Raw genomic sequence first — 18793 nt, 5'->3', positions numbered from 1 at the left:
TCCATGGCTAGGTGCACCCCTTACTCCCGGCCTCCGGCATGAAGTGAGCATACTAACCAAGCGTGACAGCCGGGGAGGAATGCCCGAGCCACCGCGCCGACGTCGCCACGTGGAAGCCGCCCTTCGGCGTCGCGGTCGAGCGGTCGGCGTCCGCCTGGCATACCGTTCGATCATGAAGCGTCGATTCCTTGTCTCCGGCGCGATTGCCGCAGCAAGCCTGCTGACGACCGCCGCGTGCTCGTCGTCCTCCGGGCACACCCGGGCGACGTCGGCCCCGTCCACCGCGTTCTCCCGGACGACGGCGGTGCCTACAGGTCCCTTCGCCCTCGGCCGGGGCCAGGGTTTCGACACGTCGGGCGCTTTCCTTCCCCTGATGACCTGTGACAGCCCCCACGACTACTCTCCCCAGCTCCGGTTCGAGAACGTCCCCGCCGGGACCGCCGAACTCGCCCTGTCCATGGTCGACCTGGCGAACCAGAAGATCCACTGGCTGCAGGTCGGCCTTCCCGCCACGGCGCCGGGAACGCGGGCGCACACCTTGACGGCCGGTGCCCGGGAACTCCTGAACGACTTCGGCGAGGCGACGTACGACGGCCCCTGCCCGCCCACCGGTCGCACGCACAAGTACCAGATCACGCTGTACGCGTTCCGCAACCCCCTGCCTGCGGCCTTCGGCCGTGGCACCTCACCGGGCCAGTCCCTCAAAGAACTACGGAGCCGGGCCGATGCCACCGCGGTGCTGGTCGCCCCCTACACGCGGCACTGACCGCAGCGGAGATCAGGAGGGCCTGGTGTTGCGCATCCCGCCCGGGCGTGGTCAGCCTCGCCTCAGCGTGGTCGTCCCGGGGTCGAGTCCTGGCGGCCGAGGGCGAGGAAGCACCGGTGACCGTGTCTCCACCGGTCGGTGACGCCGAGGGCGAGGTCCTCGGCGATCCCGTGGAGTGCGGGTGCTCCCAGACGCGCCCAGCGAAACGGCGGGCCCTCGTGGCCGTGGATGTCTTCGAACCAGGCGGTGCAGAGTTCCTCGACATCGTCCGGGTCGACCTCGACGAGGAGAACACCTGCCGGGGCGGTGAGCTGGACACAGCGATGCAGCAGGGCGCGCGGGTCACCGCCGATACCGATGTTGCCGTCGATGAGCAGGACGGTCTGCCAGCCTCCCTCGGCCGGTAGCCGGTCGAACACCGATCGGCACAGTGCGATTCCGCCGAGAGCGATGGTATGAGCCGCCGCGCGGGGGGTTACGTCGACGCCGAGCGCGAAGACTCCACGACTCAGGAGTGCCCGGCACAGCCGACCCGGTCCGCAGCCGACGTCGAGAACGGGGCCGACGCAGCGGTTGAGCACGGATTCGTCGGCCACGGTGGGATGCGCGTACCAGCGATGCACCGGCATCGGGATCCGGCCCCCGTCCGCCAGCCGCAGGTACACCGGCCCGTGGCCGGCCCGCAGGGCGAGCGCATACGGGTCTCCCCGGGCCCGGTGCGAGCCGTCCTCGTCGGTCGTCACGATGCGGCGTCGCGACCTGGTGCAGGTCGCTCCTCGTCGGCGCGGGCGGCCCGGCGGACACGGCGGAGCTTGAGAGCGAAGGCCACGGCGGAGGCGGCGAAGAGCACGGCGGTGATGGCCAGCCACCGGCCGAGGTAGACGTCCATGGACAACCGGGTGGCAGCCGGGTAGGGGGTCGACAAGGCGAAGATGAGGGGGAACCAGACGAGCAGGAGCACACCGGAGAGAAAGGTGGGCACGCGGAGGTAGTTGATCCACGGTGGTTGTGGCATGCGGGTGGCGCGATGCCGCAGGACAGCGCGTGCCGACTGGTCGGCGAGCGAGTACAGGGGCAGCAGGATCAGGTCGTGGAGGACCGCCGCGCCGACAAACCAGATCGCGACCTCGAGCGGACGGACGGCGAACAGGCGCACCATGGCGTAGCCGGTGATCGCGAACGAGGCGATCAGGACGAGAAGGTGGAGGGGGCCGGAGCCGTACCAGCGGGCGAAACGCACCATGGTCACGTCCTGAAGGTGAGCCGGTGCACCCACTTGGTGTTGTTCACGCCGGGGTTGGCCGGGACGATGACGCGGGCCGGGTAGCCGTGGTCGAGCGACAGGTCCGCGCCGTTGACGCGCAGGGCGAGCAGCGATCGAGGATCGTGGATCTGGTTGCCCCGCAGCACCACCGAGCTGTAGGGGCCGGGGGGTTGGACGGATTGCACCAGGACGCTTCCGGCGGCGGGGAGGCCCGCCAAGGCGGCGAGGTCGGCCAGCCGAAGGCCGCTCCACTGCTGGTTGGCGGTGGACCACCCTTCCACGCAGGCGATCGGCAGTGCGGCAGCACGCTGGGGCATCGCGAGGAGCTGTGCGCGGGTGAAGACCAGCGTCGGACCTGGGCCGTGGATCTCCAGCCGCCAGCCGGCGCCGACGTGCGCGGGGGTGACGCCGACGGAAGCTGCCGTCTTGTTGATCTGGAAGCCGTCCGGGCCGCTGCCCGGAGTGCGGTTGTGCGGCGCGAGAAGGGCGGTGCCGCGGAGTCGGCCGCCGATGCTCTGTCCTGCGGTGACCACGAGAAGGAGCAGCGATCCGCCCCCCACCATGGCAAGCGCGCCGCGCCGGGTCATCGTCGGCGGCGCGGGAGCGGTCGCGACCAGGCCGTCGGGGTCGGGGGGCTCGGCCCGTGTGTGGGCGAGGTCGGTGCGCAGTTCGGCCGCCAGGCTGCGGGAGCGCAGGGCGCGGGTCATCCGGCCGAGTCTGAGGCTCACGTGGACGACGAAGGCGGCGATGAACACCCAGGCGCCGTAGAAGTGCAGGGTGTAGAAGGAGCCGGGGAAGACGTAGTGGAGCTGGATGTTGAGGATCCCGGTGACGAACTCGAAGATCACCCCGCCGACCAGCATGAGCAGGGACAACCGCTCCAGTCCGTGGGCGATGCTGCGGACCGGCAGCCACTCGAACAGCTTCGGGATCACTGACCACAACTTGGCCAGCAGGACGGGCACGAGGACAATGCCGAGCGTCACGTGCACGCCCTGGGTCAGCCGGTACAGCCAGTACGGCTCGGTGGGCCAGTCGAAGAGGTAGAAGCCCAGCAGGCCCTTGCCCGGGGTCTGGTCGTTGATGCGGTCGAGCCCCGGATTGTAGGAGGCGTAGGAGAGCATCCCGGTGACGAAGATCAGCGGGATGCCGATCAGCAGCACCAGGCCGAACACGGACGTCAGCCAGGGCCCGCGGAGAGGACTGCGCCAGAAGCCGGGACGGAACGGTCCCGGGGGCGGAGGAGTTCGCTCGACCCGCCGCACGAGGGCCCGGGTACGAGCGGCCCCCCTGGTGGCCCGCGCCGCCGCGGCAGCGCGCATGCGCTCGAGGCGCCCCGGCGCGTGACCCTCGTCCGATCTCGGGCGCTTTGGCTCTCCGGAGCCCGGGGCCGGCGGTGGTCCGCCACTGTCCATCGGCTGCCGCCTCTCTTCCCGGGCCGCCCCCAGAGGGTGGATCGAGATCCACCGCGCCGTCAGCGCATGTCAAGCCGTCAGCTACAAACTGGCACAGATCGGGTCGGCGTTCCGTGTCCGGCGTGCATACGGGTGTCCGTTGCCCGCCGAACAGTCGAAACCGGCGCTCCGCGCGGACCGACGGGTCGCACGGTGGCCTCATGCTGGTGGGGTGCGACGCCTCAGCGCACGGCGCAACGCCTCCACCCGGCCCGGCCGCACCGCGCTGACCAGGGAAATGTTCTGGTTCGCCGGAATCGGCGTCGCCTCCACGGTGGCCCAGGCCACGCTGTACTGGATCCTGCGCCACTGGTCGCCGCCCATCCTGGCCAATTTCGCCTCCCTTCTGGTCGTCACCGTCCTCAACACGGAGGCCAACCGCCGGCTGACTTTTCGCGGGTCCGCGGTCCGGGTCCTCCAGGCGCATCTGGCCGCGGGGGGCCTGTTCGTCCTGGCGTACCTGGTCACCTCGGGGGCCGTCCTGCTCTTCCGCCACTACCGGCCCACCGCCTCGCCGGCGGCGGAGACCCTGGTGCTCGCACCGAGCTTCGCCCTGGTGACCGTGGTGCGCTTCACCGTCCTGCGGATGGTCGTCTTCAGACGCCACCGCCGATGACTCCCTCGTCCCCGGTGTGGCCGGCACCTCTGCCCTCACGCACCGTCCCGCCGCCACTCCTTGCCGCCACGCGCACGAGCTCGGACGAGTGCGCCGGCGAGCACCGCCGCGGCGGCCGACCCGTACGCGGTGGCCTGGACGCCATGCCATTGCAGGGCGCCCGCGACATACAGCGCGGTGCCCGCGGCGGCGACGGCGAGCCACTCCCATCGACCCCCCATGGCCACGAGGGCCACGACAAGCAGCGCGTACCAGTAGTACCCGGGTGAGGTGACCACCAGCGCGGTGCCCGTGACCAGCAGCGATCCGTGCCACGGCCGCTCCGGATCGCCACGCCGCAGGACATACCAGGCGCTGAGCGCCACCAGGGCGACAGCCGCCGGACCGGCCCACGCGTCCGGCAGCACCAGCCGCAGCAGCGCGAACCGGCCGACGTTGCCCGACTCGTACCCTTCCTCCCGCAGATAGCCGGGGAGATAGCCCACGACCCCGGATCCGGACGCCAGCAGGTGAGGGAGATAGGCGAGTGCCACCACGCCAACGGCCGCGAGCAGCACGCTCGCCATCTCCCGCAGCCGGGCACGCGGGCCGCGCCCGGGGGCCAGCACCCCCGACAGTGCACCGGGGACGGTGAGCACGGGCAGCAGCTTGACGGCGATCGCCGCCCCGAGCAGCGCTCCACGGCGTGCTCCCGCGGCCGTGCCGAGCGCAGCCACCGTGAGCAACACTCCGAGGGTGTCCACATGGGCGTCGTTGACCGCGGCGAACGGCACCGCCGGACACCAGGCCCACAGTGCCACCCGTCGGGCGTCACCACACGTACGCCGCTGCACCAGCAGCAGCGCCACCGTCGTGGCGACGGCGATCACCGCACCGGCGAGTTGCAGTGGCTTGTGGCGCCCGCCCGCCGGGGAGACGGCGTGCACCAGCAGGAACCATCCCTCGGCCACGGGCGGATAGATCGTGCGTTCGGACGGCCTGTTGATGTGCGTGCACACACCGGCCACCGAGTGGAGGTCCCAGCCACGGCACGCGGTCCCGGCGGGGAAGAGCCACGGATCACGCAACCGGGCCAGCTGTGGCGCGTCCGGCGGGTAGGCGTACGGGGAGACTCCCGCGGCCTGGACGCGGCCGTCCCACGCGTAGCGGTACATGTCGTCACTGGTGCGCGGCGGAGCCGAGAGCGCCGCCGCGCACAAGGCGATCCCGCCGGCCAGGATCAGCGCCACGGCGGTGCGCACCGGCACCTGGCGCACCACCCACGCCGCGCCGGCGAAGAGCACCCAGGCGGCGGCATACCAGTACAGCAGCGCAGCCGGATGGCCGAGATCACCGCCCATGCGGACGGTCAGGGCGACGACGGCCGTGAGGGCGGCGAGGAGCGTCGTGGCGCAGAGCGTGCGTACTCCCACACCTCCACAGTGGCAGCCGCGAACGCGCCGGACGGTCTCGCGGCGCCGTGTGTCGGATCAGAACCCAGCGGGCACGGGCTGCGCGTGTTGGACACGCAGCCCCCCGAGGCGTCGTCGCGGTTCCCGTCCGGCGTCGCGTTCGTCCGCGGCGACGTGCGGGACCGAGCGGTGGTCGAGGAATCCCTGCGCGGGGTGGACGCGGTCCGCCGCCAGGCGGCGATGGTCGGCCTGGGCCGGGACCTCGGCGACGCTCCCGAGTACGTCGCGTGCAACGACCTGGGCACTGCGGTCCTGCTCACGGCCATGGCCCGACTGCGGGTGAGCGAGCTCGTCCTGGCCGGATCGATGGTGTACTACGGCGAGGGCCGCTACGACTACGCCCGCCATGGGACTGTCCGGCCGGGCCCGCGCCAGGTTGCCGACCTGGACGCCGGACGACCGCGCTGTTGGCGATCGCCAAGGAGCCGCGGTCCGGGCACGTCACAACCCGGCTCACCCCGCCGTTCACCCCCGCCCAGGCCGCCGCTCTCGCGGAGGCGGCGCTCGCCGACACCCTCGAGACCGTGCTGCGCTGCCCGGCCCGCCGCCGAGTGCTCATCCTGGACGGCGCGCCCGGACGCTGGCTGCCGCCCGGCATCGAGGTGATCCCGCAGGCGCCCGGCGGCCTGGACGAGCGGCTGGCCGCGGCCTACCTCGCCGTGACGGACGGCCCCGCCCTCCTGGTCATTGGTGGCCCCCTTTCAAGGTGTGAGCAGGACGGGCAACTCCCCCAAGGGGTACGGGATTGTGTCGGCGGTCACAATAATGCTTTATTATTTGCGACCTACCGAGGTACCGGGGAGCGGCATGGACGAGCAACGGGAACGCATCCTGCGGGCGGCAGCCGAAGTGCTGGCCGAACGGGGCTTCGACGCGGGCCGGTTGCGTGACGTCGCCACCACGGCCGGCCTGTCCATCGGCTCCCTGCAGCACTACTTCGAAACCCGCGACGCCCTGTTCCGCGAAGCCTTCGCCTGGTCCATCGACGACCTGATCCGGCGTTGGCGGAAAGCCGCCGTGGAGGAGGCCGGGGCGTGGCGGCGCTTCGAGCTGCTGGTCCAGGCGCTCACCTCCGATCCGAATCTCGCCAGACGCTGCGCCACCTGGATCGAGTTCTGCGCCAGCGCCTCCCGGAGGGAGGAACTGCGCGACGGTGTACGCCGAGTACACGCCGAGTGGCAGACGATGCTCTCCGAGATCGTCCACGAGGGCCTGCGCAGCCAGGAGTTCGCGCCTGCCCTGCCGGTGGACCTCGCGATCGGGTCGCTGATCGTGCTGGTCGACGGCTGCGAGATGGCGGTGGCGGCCGGGTCCGGGGTCACCGCCGAGAGCTACGCCGAGCTGATGCTCGGCACCGCGCGCGCCGTCCTCGGCGTCCGCGACTGAGCTGCAGGAAGGGACGTTCCATGGGAGTGCTGTTCCCGCATCTGTTCAGCCCGCTCCAGATCGGTCGGGTGACGGTGCGCAACCGGATCCTGTCCTCCGGGCACGACACCGTACTGGTCCGGGACGGCTCGGTCACCGAGGACCTGATCGCCTACCACGAGGCCCGGGCGGCAGGCGGTACGGGCCTGATCGTGCTCCAGGTCTCCGCGGTGCACGAGTCGGCCCGCTACACCACGCACGTACTGATGGCCACGAACGACGACTGCGTCCCAGCCTATGCCCGCCTCGCACGGGCGGTGCACCGGCACGGAGCGAAGGTCTTCGGCCAGCTCTTCCATCCCGGCCGGGAGATCCTGGAGTCCAGGGACGGCAGCGCGCCGGTCGCCTGGGCGCCGTCGGCCACGCCGAACGAGCGCTTTCACGTCATGCCGCGTGCCATGACCGACGCTGAGATCCGCGAGGTCCTGGACGGTTACGGCCAGGCGGCCCGCCGGCTGCACGAGGCCGGGCTCGACGGCGCCGAGGTCGTGGCCAGCCACGGCTACCTGCCCGCGCAGTTCCTCAACCCCAAGGTCAACGTCCGCACCGACGGTTGGGGCGGCGACGGACAGGGGCGGCTGCGGTTCCTGCGCGAGGCGCTGCGCAGCGTACGGCGGCAGGCCGGACCCGACTTCGTGGTGGGTCTGCGCATCTCCGGCGACGAGTTCAGCCATGACGGACTGAACACCGGGCTGGTGCTGGAGACCGTCGCCGAGCTCGACGCCGAGGGACTGCTCGACTACGTCTCCGTATGCGCGGGCAGTTCGGCCAGCCTGTCCGGAGCCGAGCACATCGCCCCGCCCATGTTCCGCCCCGCCGGCTACACCGCGCCGCTCGCGGCCCAGGTGCGCGCCGTCGTCGGTGTCCCGGTGATGGTGGCCGGTCGGATCAACCAGCCGCAGGAGGCCGAGCAGATCATCGCGGGCGGACAGGCCGACGCGTGCGCGATGACCAGGGCGCTGATCTGCGACCCGGAGCTGCCGGTCAAGGCGGAGCAGGACCGCACCGAGGAAATACGGGCGTGCATCGGCTGCAACCAGGCGTGCATCGGCCACTTCCAGCAGGGACATCCGATCTCGTGCATCCAGCACCCGGAGACCGGGCGCGAACGCCGCTTCGGCACGCTGCCGCTCCTCACGCGACGCAAGAAGGTGCTGGTCGTGGGTGGTGGGCCGGCCGGTCTGAAGGCCGCGGCGGTGGCCGCGGCCCGCGGCCACGAGGTGGAGCTGCACGAGGCGGACCGACGGGTGGGCGGTCAGGTACTCCTGGCACAACTGCTGCCCGGGCGAGCCGAGTTCGGTGGAGCGATCACCAATCTCGAGGGCGAGGCACGGCGTGCGGGAGTCCGCGTCGTCGTCGGCTCCCGGGTCGACGCGCAGGCCGTGACCGCCGCGGCACCCGATGCGGTGATCCTCGCGACCGGGGCGCGGCCGCGGCGCCCCGAACTGGAGCTGATGGACGACCCGGTGGTGCTGGACGCCTGGGCGGTGATCCGGGGCAGTGAGGTGCCACGGGGGCGGATCGTGGTGGCGGACTGGCGCGGCGACTGGATCGGCCTGGGCGTCGCACTGCACCTCGCGGCCCGGGGGCGGAAAGTGACGCTGTGCGTGACGGGCTTCGCGGCGGGTGAGCACCTGCAGCAGTACGTGCGCGCCGCCATGCTGGCGCAGGCGGCGCGGGCCCGGATCGACATCGTGCCCCATGTACGCATCCACGGCGCGGACAGTGACACCGTCTACCTCCAGCACACGCTGACCGAGGAGCCGGTGCTGGTCGACGGCGCCGCGGCCGTGGTGCTCGCGCAGGGCCACGAGCCGGTCGTCGACCTCGAACCTGTCGCCACCGGTCTCCCGGCCGACCGCGTCTTCGCCGTCGGGGACTGCGTCAGCCCTCGGACCGTGGAGGAAGCGGTACTGGAGGGCCTGACGGTGGCAGCCGGGCTGTGACGCGTCACTTCACCGCCTGACCGGATCGCGCACCCACGGGCGAAGCGATCCGGCACGCGAAAAGGCCCGCCCACCCCCGCCGTACTGGGCGCGGGAGCGGGCGGGCCTGCGCCGGCCTTACGGCTTCACACGCAGAACCTGCGGGTCGTGGTCGCTGACCTGGTCGGCGAACTCGGAGTTGATGTGCACCACGTCGTAGGTGACGCTGTTCAGCATGCTGGGGTTGACCAGCATGTGGTCCAGCACCTGCGAGTTGCCGTCGAAGACGTAGGAGTAGCGCTCGTCCACCGGCAGGGTGTTGATCATGTCGGTGAGCTGCTTGCCGTCACCGGTCAGGGTCTTCAGCGCGGTGGAGAACTGGTAGTCGTTGTAGTCGCCCAGGGAGACGATGAGGGCCTTGGGGTCGGCGGCCTCGAGCTTCTTGACGAAGGCGTTCTCCAGCGTGGCCTGCTTCACCCGCTGGATCTCGGAGCTGCGGACCGGCTCCTGGAAGCGGCTGGTGATGTCCTGGTCGCCGCCCTTGCTGTTGAAGTGGTTGGCGATCACGAAGATCTTCTTGTTGTTCTTCGTGAGGAACTCGCCCACCAGCGGCTTGCGGCTGCTGTTCCACGCCTCGTCGTTCGGCTCGATCCGGCCGGGCGAGACGGTCAGCTCCGGCTTGCCCTTCGGGCCGGTGACATCGACGGCGGTGGTGGAGTCGCCACCCGGCCGGTCGACGAAGCTGATCCGCTTCGGGTCGAACAGGAAGACGGTGCGGATGTTGCCGCCGGGCTGGCCACCGTCCTTGTCGTTCACCGGGTTGATCTGACGGTACTCGTAGCGCGGGCCGCCGGCGGCGACGATGGCGTCGGTGAGCTTGGCCAGCGTCTTGTCGGGGTCCACGGTGCCGTCGTCGACGGCGCCGCTGTTGTCCTGGATCTCCTCGACGCCGACGATGGCGGGGGCGCGGAGGTTGGTGACCAGGTTGTGGCCGAGCCGGTCGAACTTGGCCTGCGGGTCGCTCGGCGCGAGGTTCTGCACGTTGTACGTGCCGATGGTGACCTCGTTGGACTTCGCCTCGCTCGTGACCTCGGGCTGGAGGCCGTTGTCCTTGTGGGTGCCGAGCTTGCGGGCCTCGAGAATGTAGGTGCCGGCGAACTGGCTGTAGTCCAGCGGGCCCTCGGTGACACCGGTGAGCTCGTCGCCCACGTTCGCCATCGGGAACGGGTCGTTGGTGTTGATCGCCTGGACCTGGAGACGAGCCACGTTCGGGTCGTCGTACGACGGGTAGTAGACACCGCCGCGCTTGGTCTTGTTGTGGTCGGGGTCGGTCGTGACCCACATCTCGTGGTAGGCGTCCGTGGCGCCGACGACACGGACGTCGGAGATCTGGACGTTCATGCCCTCGAGGGACTCGTAGAAGTCCAGGGCGTACTTGGTCGGCTCGAGGTCGAGGTACTCGATGTTGCCGCTGCTGTCACCCTTGGGGGCCCACGCGGTGGGGACGCTCTTCTTGTCGATGACGACCGGGGCCGGCAGCGGGTTGCCGCTGGACAGCACGGTGACCATCGGCTTGATGATCTCGGTGATCGACTGGATGCCGCCGTCGTAGCCGCCCGGGTAGTACTCGGAGACCACACCGGCGACGGAGACACTGTCGCCGACCTTCACCGTGGGGGTGGAGCTGGTGTAGACGAAGATGCCCTCGCTGGTACGGGGGTCGTTGTCCGCGTTGGGGTCCTGCATCCAGAAGCCCTTGGACGTCGAGGACGTGCTGGTGGTGCGGACACCGGTGACGATGCCGGTGACGTCCTTGACGTCCTTGGTGGCGAGCGGGGAGCGCCGGGTGGTGCCCTGGATGTCGTGGATCTTCGCCGAGATCGCGTCCGCGGGAGGCGTCTGGGTCGGCTGCGGGGAGGGGTCGCCACCGGCGGTGTCGCCGGCGGAGTTCTCCGGGGTGGGGGTGCCGAAAGTGAAGTCCTCGGCGTTGTCGTCGGTGTCGACCAGGGTCTTGCGGGCGACCGACTCGGTGTTGCTGGCGCCCACGGCCGGGCCGGAGCCCTCGTGGACGACGGCGGTGCCGAAGCCGACCAGGTCCTTGACGCGGGAGTCGGCGGCGCAGTCCTCGGCGGTCACGCAGGTCAGCAGGTCAGTGCCCTTGACCAGCGCGACGGTGCCGGTGGTGGCCGACATGTTGATGTTGCCGGCGGCGTCCGGGGTCGGCAGGGCGGCGGTGCCGCCGGAGCCCGGGGCCTCCTGGATCAGGTAACGACCGTTGCCGGCAAGGGTGCCGGTGAGGGGGGTGGCCTGCCACTTGGTGGTCGGACCGGGGTTGCCGGACAGGTACTGGACGGTATAGCCGGAAAGGTCCAGGTCGCCGCCGCCGGCGTTGGCCAGTTCGATGAAGTCGTTCGTGAGGGTGGCACCGGAGTTGCCGCCGCCTCCGTAGACCTCGGAGATGACGGCGTCGGCCGACGGCGTGGCGAAGGCGGAGTGAACGCCCACTCCGGCCAGCACCACCGAGCCGGTGATCGCCAGCGGTATCAGTCTCTTACGCAGAGGAGCCGCGCGGTGCTTCGCGGGGCGGATCGTTTCATCGCTGGAGTGCGACACAGGAACGCTCCTTGGGGAACCGGGAAAGGATGAGGGCGCGTTGAGGGAAGCGCCGACCGACCCGGATCCGCTCTGAACGGACGGGGTCTGGCACGCGCTTAAGCTACGCGCATAGACCCGTCGCGCAAGAGGCCTGGGGCTGGATCTTTGGCAAACTGTTGCCAACATCGGATTGCCCGGCGCACCGGGCGTGTGCGCCAGCCGCTCCACGGAGCGGCCGCGAGGGGGATGAGGTGACATCCCGTCCGGGTGGTCCGGTCCCCACATTCCAGCGCCGGAAGATGAACGGCGGTCGACGAAGATCCACTCGTCCCGAAGCCAACGGGTGAGCGGTTGGTCACGGCAGGGGTGGTGCGGGGTTCGGCGCGGCGAAATGCCCGTCGCTCGCGGGCCGTTCGGCATCGACGCCGCGGGCACGGACCCTCCGGGATCAACCGGGGGTCGGCCGAGGTTCAGCCCGGGGCCGGCCGGCGATCAGCCTGGGGTTCCGGCGCTCACGAGCGGGTTCGGCAGCTGCCGGTAGCGGGCCGCGGCACCGTCCGCGCCGGTCCAGCGCAGCAGCAGGTTCGTCTTGCCGGGCACGGTCGGCGAGGTCAGCAGGGCGGCGGCCTCGGGCACATCGTGGCGCGCGAGTTCACGGCGGGCGGCGGGCCAGGGGTCGAGACCCGGGTGGCGTTCGGCGAGGGCGGCGGCGATCTCACTGAGGTGGTTGACGACCAGGCAGTACACCAGTCGCTCCCATCCGGCGGCACGGGAGACGTCCGGCAGCAGCTTGACGCCCTCGGCGTCCCGGAACAGCGCCTGCACGGGGATGCCCGAGGCGTCCACGGCGACCAGCGAGTTCTGCAGGTGGGCCTCCACGACGACGCCGTGCCGCGCGAAGACCCCGAGGGCGGGGGGTACGACCTGGCGCAGATACGCCTCCCACCACAGCGCCGGGTCCGCCGGACCGTCCAGCGGGTTGCCGTCGAAGCCCTCGGCCAGGGCCGCGGCGAGCAGCGGGGTCGCGCCGGGCACCAGGTGCCCGTCCAGTCCGTCGCGGACGACGACGGCCAGTTCCTCGAAGGCGAAGGAGGCGGTGCGGTAGCCGCGGTCGGACAGCCAGGCCGCCGGGCCCGGCAGATGCGCGAAGGCGGCCGCGACCGCCGTGTCGGTGCGGCGCAGCCGGCGCAGGTCGTGCCGCCACAGCCGCCGTACGTCGTTGGTGATCCGCACGTCCAGGCTGAACTTCAGGAAGAGGTCCGCGCCGGGGACGTGGACGGTGCGGACCGCCGCGGTGGGCCACACCGCGCGGGCCGTCGTGCCCAGCCGCAGCAGCCGCCCGTCGGCGAAGGCCCCGGCGAGGCCGCGGCCGACCAGTTCCAGCTGCCAGGGGTGGGCGGGCAGCAGCCGGTAGCCGGGCGGGGCCTGGCCCAGCGCGTCGAGTGCCGAGGTGTCGCCCTCCTCGGCGACCACGTCCTCCCGCACCCCGAGCAGCACCAGGGGGAAACGGGCGTGCGCCTCGGGTGCGTACGGCAGCCAGGAGGCGACCGGCCCGCCACCGCGCGCCTTGGGCGCCGGGTGGTACGGGTGGCCGGTGACGAGCGCCTGCTCGGACCGCAGGTACGGGTCCTCGGGCGCCGGCACGCGGTCGCGGGCGGCGAGCAGCGCCGCCACCGCCTCCCGGCTGTCGATCATCTCGGCGGGCAACTCGTCGTTGGACAGGCCCGTGTGCCGGCGCAGCTCCTCGGCCACGAGTTTGACCAGTTCCGGGTGTTCGATCCGCTGCCAGCCGCCTGCCGCGTACACCTCCGGCGCGGTGGGCCGCCGCCCGTCGCGCACCCGCAGCAGCCGGTCCCCGCCCGGCAGCCGGTACGTGCTGCGCCCGCCCCGATCCGGATGGGGCTGCGCGACCTCGCGGATCAGGCAGTTCAGCAGGGGCGCGGCCGCATACGCGTCGGCGCGCTCCGCGATGTCGTCGGTGGGGGGTGTGAGCTCCATGCGTTTTACTCGGTCCGTTCGGTCCATAAGTCCACACGGTGCGAAGGGGATCAGTATGTCTGCCCGGCACGCGCCGACGTGACGCCCGCCCGCTATCGGAGGAGTCCGACCGTGCACCGTCCCCCAGCCATCGAGACCGCGGTCGCCGAGGAGCTGGCCGCCGTGCGGCCCGACCTGGTCTCACGGTACGCGGCGCTGCTGCACGGCGCGCGGGCCGCCGTACTGACCCGGCTGTGGCGCGCGCTCGCCCACGAGCCGCTGCCGTGGATCACCGGCCGGGAGCGCACGCGGGACGCGCTCGTGCTGCGGCTGCGCGACGGCCGCCGGCTGGAGGGGCCCCCGTGCGACCCGTACGCCACCTCCGCGTACGTCACCGCCGTACGTCTGGCCGGGACGGCGCACGAGGATCCGGCGCGGCTGACGAGGGACCTCGCCGTGCCGCACGGCGACGCCCTCGCCGCCGAACTGGCGCACAGCGTCGCCTCGCTGGCGCTGTCGCGGGCCGATCAGCCCCCCGGTGAGGAGGCGCACCACGAGGAGTGGCCGGTGGCGGACTGGCAGTGGGAGCAGCGGGTGGTCGACGGCCATCCCTTCCACCCCAACTGCCGTTCCCGGCCGGGTTTCTCGGTCGCCGAGCAGCTCGCGTACGGGCCCGAGCACCGGCCGTCGGTCGAACTGGGCCTGCTGCCGGTGCCGGAGCGGGAGTGCCTGGTGAGCGGGGAGTGGCCGCAGGACCTGCGGGACGGGGGGCGGTTGCTGATCCCCGTGCACCCCTGGCAGGCGGCGCACGTGCTCGGGCAGCCACGCGGGGAGGGTGTCCTCACGGCCCGTCCGCTGATGTCGCTGCGCACCCTGGCCGTGCCCGGCGGGACGCACGTCAAGACCGCGCTCAGCGCCCGGCTGACGTCCTCGGTGCGGGACATCTCGGTCGGCTCGGTGACCGCCTCCGCCGTCTTGTCGGCCTTCGCCGTGGACCTGGCGGGCCGTACGGACGGCCTGCTGCACATCACCCGCACCCTGGGCGCGGCGACCTCGGGCTCCCCCGATCTGGCGGCCCTGTGGCGCGAGTCGCCGCGGACGTACGCCGCACCCGGGGAACACGTCGTGCCGGTGGCGGCGCTGCCCACCACGGGCCTGCCCGACTCACCTGCCTGGGCGGGCGAGTTCGCGCACCTGGCGCTGAGCGTCGGACTGCGTCTGCTGGACCTGGGGGTGGCCCTGGAGGCGCACGGGCAGAACCTGCTCGTCGTGCTGTCCGGGTCCGGCTCCCCGCTGCGGCTGGTCTACCGCGACCTCGCCGACATCCGGATCAGCCCCGCCCGGCTGACCCGACACGGCATCCCCGTACCGGAGTTGCCCGCCCGGAACCTCACCGACGACCCGACCGCCCTGCGCCGCAAGCTGTTCGGCTCGCTGGTGGCGGGCGCGCTGGCGCAGACGGCCGGATCGGCGGCCGCGCTGCGGGCGGCACTGGGCCCGGCCGTACGGGATCTGCCGCGCACCCCGGACCTCGTGGCGCTGTGCGAACAGCCGCTTCCCGCGAAGGCGTTGACGCTGATGCGGCTGTCTCCGCACACTCCCGGAGACCAGTGGACCGGGCTGCCCAACCCGCTCGTTTTGGTCCCCGGTCCATCCGATCAATAGGATCCGCCGATGATCACAAGACAACGGCTGGCGGCAGGAGTCTGTGCTCTGCTCGCCGCCCTGACGGCCGGGATGGCCTGTCCCGCCGGTGCGACAGCCGACGAGATGGAGGGGCAGGACGCCCCGAAGGTCGAACTCGTCCTGGACGTCAGCGGATCCATGCGGACCCGCGACATCGACGGCGGGACGCGGATGGCCGCGGCCAAGCAGGCGTTCAACGAGGTGCTCGACGCGACCCCCGAGGAGGTCCAGCTCGGTATCCGCACCCTCGGTGCCAACTACCCTGGCAATGACCGCAAGGAGGGCTGCAAGGACACCGCACTGCTCTACCCGGTCGGCCCGCTGAACCGCACCGAGGCCAAGACGGCGGTGGCCACGCTGGCGCCGACCGGCTGGACGCCGATCGGGCCCGCGCTGCAGGCGGCGGCCACCGACCTCGACGGCGGCGACGGCATGCGCCGGATCGTCCTGATCACCGACGGTGAGGACACCTGTCAGCCGCTGGACCCGTGCGAGGTGGCCCGCGAGATCGCGGCCAAGGGCATCGGTCTGACCATCGACACCCTCGGCCTGGTGCCGGACGCCAAGACCCGCGACCAGCTCATCTGCATCGCGGAGGCGACCGGCGGCACCTACACCTCCGTCCAGCACAAGGAGGAACTCAGCGACCGCGTCCGTCAGGTCGTCGACCGCGCCGCCGACCCGGTGGTGACGCCGGTGGCCACGGAGGGTGCCACCGAGTGCGCGAAGGCGCCGACGCTCAAGTCCGGCCTGTACACGGACCGCGAGGAGTTCGGGCAGCAGCGCTGGTACCGCGTGGACGTCAACCCCGGGCAGGAGCTGCGGGCCTCGGTGAGCGTCGCCGCGGACCGGGCCGTCGACCCGGACTACGGCCTGCTGGTGCGGGCCGTGACCGAGCGCGGACGGGAGATCGTGCGCGGTGAGGCGGCGGGCAACGGCCGCACGGACGTGATCTCCACGGGTCTGCGCTACCCGAAGCCCGAGAGCGACGACGAGAGCGCCCCCGCCGAGACCGTGTGCCTTCAGATCACCAACGCGTTCTCGCCGACCTCCGGGGTGAAGACCTCGCCGGGTCTGCCGCTGGAACTGACCGTCGACGTGGTGGACGGTCCGGGCACGTCGAGCGACGTGGCCTCGTTCGGACTCGGCCGCGGCTGGTGGCTGCTCGGCGCGCTGGTGCTCACCGGCTTCGTCGCGGGTCTGCTGTGGGGCTGGGTCTCGCGTTGGCGGCTCGCGATCTGGAGGACGAACTGATGCGTACCACCCGTGTGTTGAGTGCCACCCTGCTGGCGCTCGGGCTGGCCGCGGGTCCCGCGGCGGCCGACTCGTCACCGTCGGCGGACCCGTCCGGCGACAGCGGGGCGCCCAGCCAGGCGGGCACCTCGTTCCGTACCGCGACCGAGATCGAGCAGGGGCAGCAGGCGACCGCCAGCGGCTCCACCGGCGACTACCTGTACTGGTCGTTCGCCGCGGACGCCGGGCAGCGCCCCACCGTCAAGGCGACGGTGAAGCTGCCCGAGACGCACGCCTCGCAGACCTGGCAGATCGACGTCTACGACGGTCTGCGGCGCCGCCAGTCCTGCCAGTACGGCGCCCAGACGCGCACCGCCGCCGAGGGCACCGCCTCGATCGACCTGGCCTGCGTCCTGCGCACGGTCCGGGCCTGGTCGGAGCCGTGGGCCAACGACCCGCTGCCGGGCACGTACTACATCCGGCTCACCGTGGTCGGCCTGCCCGCCTCCGACCTGGGTCTGCCGGTGAGCGCCGAGGTGAGGGCCGACTCCAAGGACATCGGCGGCGCCGCGGCGGTCGACGGCTCGCTCGCGCAGCCGCTGACCCCGGGTATCGCGGTCAAGTCCGAGCAGGACGGCGGCGGTTCGGACGACGGCGAGGGGTCGAAGAAGCCGGCCGTACTCTCGAGCATCGAGCCGGACGGCGGCTGGTCCGGCGGCTGGTGGTCCGACCGCTGGGTGTGGACCGGCATCGGCGGCGTGCTGGCCGCGCTCGCGGGCATCGGCGGGTACGCGCTGACCCGCGGCTCGGGACGCCCCTCGCGGGTGCCGCAGGGCTACTGACGTACGCCTCCGCCCGGCACTCCCCTTCTTGAAGGCCCGCCCCCTGGTGCATTACAGGGGGCGGGCTTCTCTCATGCCCGGGCCTCGCGCAACGCCTTCGCCCCTGCCTGGCAGCCGACCGGCACTCCCTTGCCGGGGGCGGCCGGGGAAGGGCTGGACCACTGCCGCCGGTACCGTACCGAAAACCCCTGACCAGAAAGGGAGAACAGGACATGAGCGCAGCCCCGGAGACCGAGGCGCGCAGAAGGCGTACGCGGTTTCCCGTCACCCTGGCTGTCGCCATCGGCTGCTATGTGCTCGCAGCGATCGTGGGGATGTTCTTCCTGACGAACCACGTCGGCACCGTTGTCCAGGTCCTTCTGTGGATTGTGCACTGCGTCGTTCTCGCCCTGCTCATCGAGAAGCTGGGGGGCCAGGGAATCGGCTCTGTCCGCTGCACTGTTCATCACGATCGTGTCCGTGATGTGCGTACACGTCATCGGCATGGCTCGCGACGACCTGACCATCCAGCACCGCGGTGAAAGGGTCAGCGCCACAGTCGTGAAGGAATGGCTCGACCCGCCGCAGGGACGCAAGGGCCAGCTCTCGCACTACAGGCTGGAACACCGCGACGGCACCAGGGTCCCGGGACCCGACATGCAAACGACGTCCGACCTCTACGACGTCGGCCAGGTCTTGACCGTCATCGAGGACCCCGAGGGAGAACTCGGCCCTCGCCCGCCCGGACAGGCCGACCCCACGGCCGAGTTGCTGGGTGCCGGGGCACTCGCCCTTGCCGCACTCGTCGCCGTCGGCTGGACGACTTGGCGGGGATCGGACGCGGCAGGACGGCGGGACACGCGGAAAATGGCGACCCGCGAACACAAGGTCCGTCCCGAGCAGGAGGACAAGCTGCGTGAGGCCCTGCGGACCTGCCCCTCTGACCATCATGGGTACATCAAGCTGCGCCCGGAGGACTACCCCGCCCTGTCGCAGCACCAAGCCGCCCGTGTCGCCTGGGAGACGGGGCTGCGTGCCGAGGCGTGGGGGAACCAGGGCTTGTGGCGGTTCAAGGAGACCGTGGTCGAGGAAGTGCCGCTCGACTGACAGTCGTGGATAGCATCGCCTTGATCAAAACACCTCTGGCCCCACCTGGAGTCCACACGTGAACCGCCACGCCCGGCCGCCCATGGCCGCGCTCACCGCTTCGGTGTTACGTATCAACTCATCTGCGGGTCAGGCATCGACGAACCGGGGGCGACATGAGTGACCTGTCGATCGACTACGCGGTGCTGAACCGAGTGAGGCACAACCTCGACCACATAGCCCACCTCATGAAGAAGCCGGGACGGGACATGGAGCGGGTCACCGGGGACTCCATGGGTGTACCCGAACTCGCCAAGCGTATGGACGACTTCGGTGACGAGTGGTCGTACGGCATCAAGCAGCTGACGAAGTTCTCCGGAAAGGCGTCCAAGGCACTGCTCACGGTCAAGCAGGCCTTCGAGGATCTGGACGCCGAACTCGCCGAAGCGAACCGGAAGAAGGGCAAGGACGGCGGTAAGGGAGCGGAGAAGTAA

The 18793-nt window shown here is 71.3% G+C and carries 15 protein-coding genes and 2 pseudogenes; 11 read left to right on the top strand and 6 right to left on the bottom strand.

What is annotated here, in order from left to right; all coding sequences use genetic code 11:
• Positions 1–172 precede the first annotated feature (172 nt).
• Positions 173–766, top strand: a complete 594-nt coding sequence (locus ACIHCX_RS06975; RefSeq protein WP_400027367.1) for a YbhB/YbcL family Raf kinase inhibitor-like protein — start codon at positions 173–175, stop codon at positions 764–766.
• Between the two features lie 62 nt (positions 767–828).
• Here the strand turns inward: ACIHCX_RS06975 and ACIHCX_RS06970 are convergent, their stop codons facing one another.
• From ACIHCX_RS06970 to ACIHCX_RS06960, 3 genes are read right to left on the bottom strand one after another with little or no spacing between them, the layout of a single operon-like run.
• Complete coding sequence (locus tag ACIHCX_RS06970; protein WP_400027365.1) at positions 829–1509, bottom strand: class I SAM-dependent methyltransferase; 681 nt, start codon at positions 1507–1509, stop codon at positions 829–831.
• Positions 1506–2009 (bottom strand): hypothetical protein, encoded by a 504-nt coding sequence (locus ACIHCX_RS06965; protein ID WP_400027710.1) that lies wholly within the window; start codon positions 2007–2009, stop codon positions 1506–1508. The genes ACIHCX_RS06970 and ACIHCX_RS06965 overlap by 4 nt, the downstream gene beginning before the upstream one ends.
• A 2-nt stretch (positions 2010–2011) precedes the next feature.
• Positions 2012–3205 (bottom strand): molybdopterin-dependent oxidoreductase, encoded by a 1194-nt coding sequence (locus tag ACIHCX_RS06960; RefSeq protein ID WP_400027363.1) that lies wholly within the window; start codon positions 3203–3205, stop codon positions 2012–2014.
• Between the two features lie 451 nt (positions 3206–3656).
• Here ACIHCX_RS06960 and ACIHCX_RS06955 point away from each other — a divergent pair, with 451 nt between their 5' ends.
• A complete protein-coding gene (locus tag ACIHCX_RS06955; protein ID WP_400027361.1) occupies positions 3657–4100 on the top strand; it encodes a GtrA family protein in 444 nt (147 codons plus the stop codon).
• A 35-nt stretch (positions 4101–4135) separates the two neighbouring features.
• Here the strand turns inward: ACIHCX_RS06955 and ACIHCX_RS06950 are convergent, their stop codons facing one another.
• Positions 4136–5512 (bottom strand): glycosyltransferase 87 family protein, encoded by a 1377-nt coding sequence (locus ACIHCX_RS06950; protein ID WP_400027359.1) that lies wholly within the window; start codon positions 5510–5512, stop codon positions 4136–4138.
• Between ACIHCX_RS06950 and ACIHCX_RS06945 the strand changes: the two are divergent.
• The 4 genes and pseudogenes from ACIHCX_RS06945 to ACIHCX_RS06930 all read left to right on the top strand — a co-directional run.
• A pseudogene (locus ACIHCX_RS06945) lies at positions 5420–5872 on the top strand (NAD-dependent epimerase/dehydratase family protein); the annotation flags it as partial. The gene ACIHCX_RS06950 and the pseudogene ACIHCX_RS06945 sit on opposite strands and share 93 nt — an antisense overlap.
• An 83-nt stretch (positions 5873–5955) precedes the next feature.
• A pseudogene (locus ACIHCX_RS06940) lies at positions 5956–6237 on the top strand (glycosyltransferase); the annotation flags it as partial.
• A 121-nt stretch (positions 6238–6358) separates the two neighbouring features.
• Positions 6359–6937, top strand: a complete 579-nt coding sequence (locus tag ACIHCX_RS06935) for a TetR/AcrR family transcriptional regulator (RefSeq protein ID WP_400027358.1) — start codon at positions 6359–6361, stop codon at positions 6935–6937.
• A 20-nt stretch (positions 6938–6957) separates the two neighbouring features.
• Positions 6958–8922: an FAD-dependent oxidoreductase gene (locus ACIHCX_RS06930; protein WP_400027356.1), complete on the top strand. Its 1965-nt coding sequence runs from the start codon at positions 6958–6960 to the stop codon at positions 8920–8922.
• 117 nt (positions 8923–9039) lie between these two features.
• Here ACIHCX_RS06930 and ACIHCX_RS06925 read toward each other — a convergent pair whose 3' ends face one another.
• Positions 9040–11445, bottom strand: coding sequence for a lamin tail domain-containing protein (locus ACIHCX_RS06925; protein ID WP_400027708.1), 2406 nt, complete (start codon positions 11443–11445; stop codon positions 9040–9042).
• A gap of 543 nt (positions 11446–11988) precedes the next feature.
• The gene (locus ACIHCX_RS06920; RefSeq protein ID WP_400027355.1) at positions 11989–13494 is read right to left on the bottom strand and encodes an IucA/IucC family protein; all 1506 of its coding nucleotides are present in this window, start codon (positions 13492–13494) and stop codon (positions 11989–11991) included.
• A gap of 111 nt (positions 13495–13605) precedes the next feature.
• On the opposite strand from ACIHCX_RS06920, the gene ACIHCX_RS06915 reads away from it, so the two are divergent.
• From ACIHCX_RS06915 to ACIHCX_RS06895, 5 genes are all read left to right on the top strand, one after another.
• Entirely contained in the window at positions 13606–15138 is a 1533-nt protein-coding gene (locus ACIHCX_RS06915; protein ID WP_400027353.1) for an IucA/IucC family protein, read from the top strand.
• A gap of 9 nt (positions 15139–15147) precedes the next feature.
• Entirely contained in the window at positions 15148–16413 is a 1266-nt protein-coding gene (locus tag ACIHCX_RS06910) for a VWA domain-containing protein (protein ID WP_400027351.1), read from the top strand.
• Complete coding sequence (locus ACIHCX_RS06905; protein WP_400027350.1) at positions 16413–17234, top strand: hypothetical protein; 822 nt, start codon at positions 16413–16415, stop codon at positions 17232–17234. The genes ACIHCX_RS06910 and ACIHCX_RS06905 overlap by 1 nt, the downstream gene beginning before the upstream one ends.
• Before the next feature lie 462 nt (positions 17235–17696).
• On the top strand, positions 17697–18320 hold the full coding sequence (locus tag ACIHCX_RS06900; RefSeq protein WP_400027348.1) for a hypothetical protein: 624 nt from the start codon (positions 17697–17699) through the stop codon (positions 18318–18320).
• Between the two features lie 155 nt (positions 18321–18475).
• Entirely contained in the window at positions 18476–18793 is a 318-nt protein-coding gene (locus ACIHCX_RS06895; protein WP_400027347.1) for a hypothetical protein, read from the top strand.

This window comes from Streptomyces sp. NPDC052043 (genome assembly GCF_044548235.1).
Taxonomy (GTDB): domain Bacteria; phylum Actinomycetota; class Actinomycetes; order Streptomycetales; family Streptomycetaceae; genus Streptomyces.
Note: the sequence above shows the minus strand (reverse complement) of the source record. Positions and strands in the feature narration are given on the sequence as shown.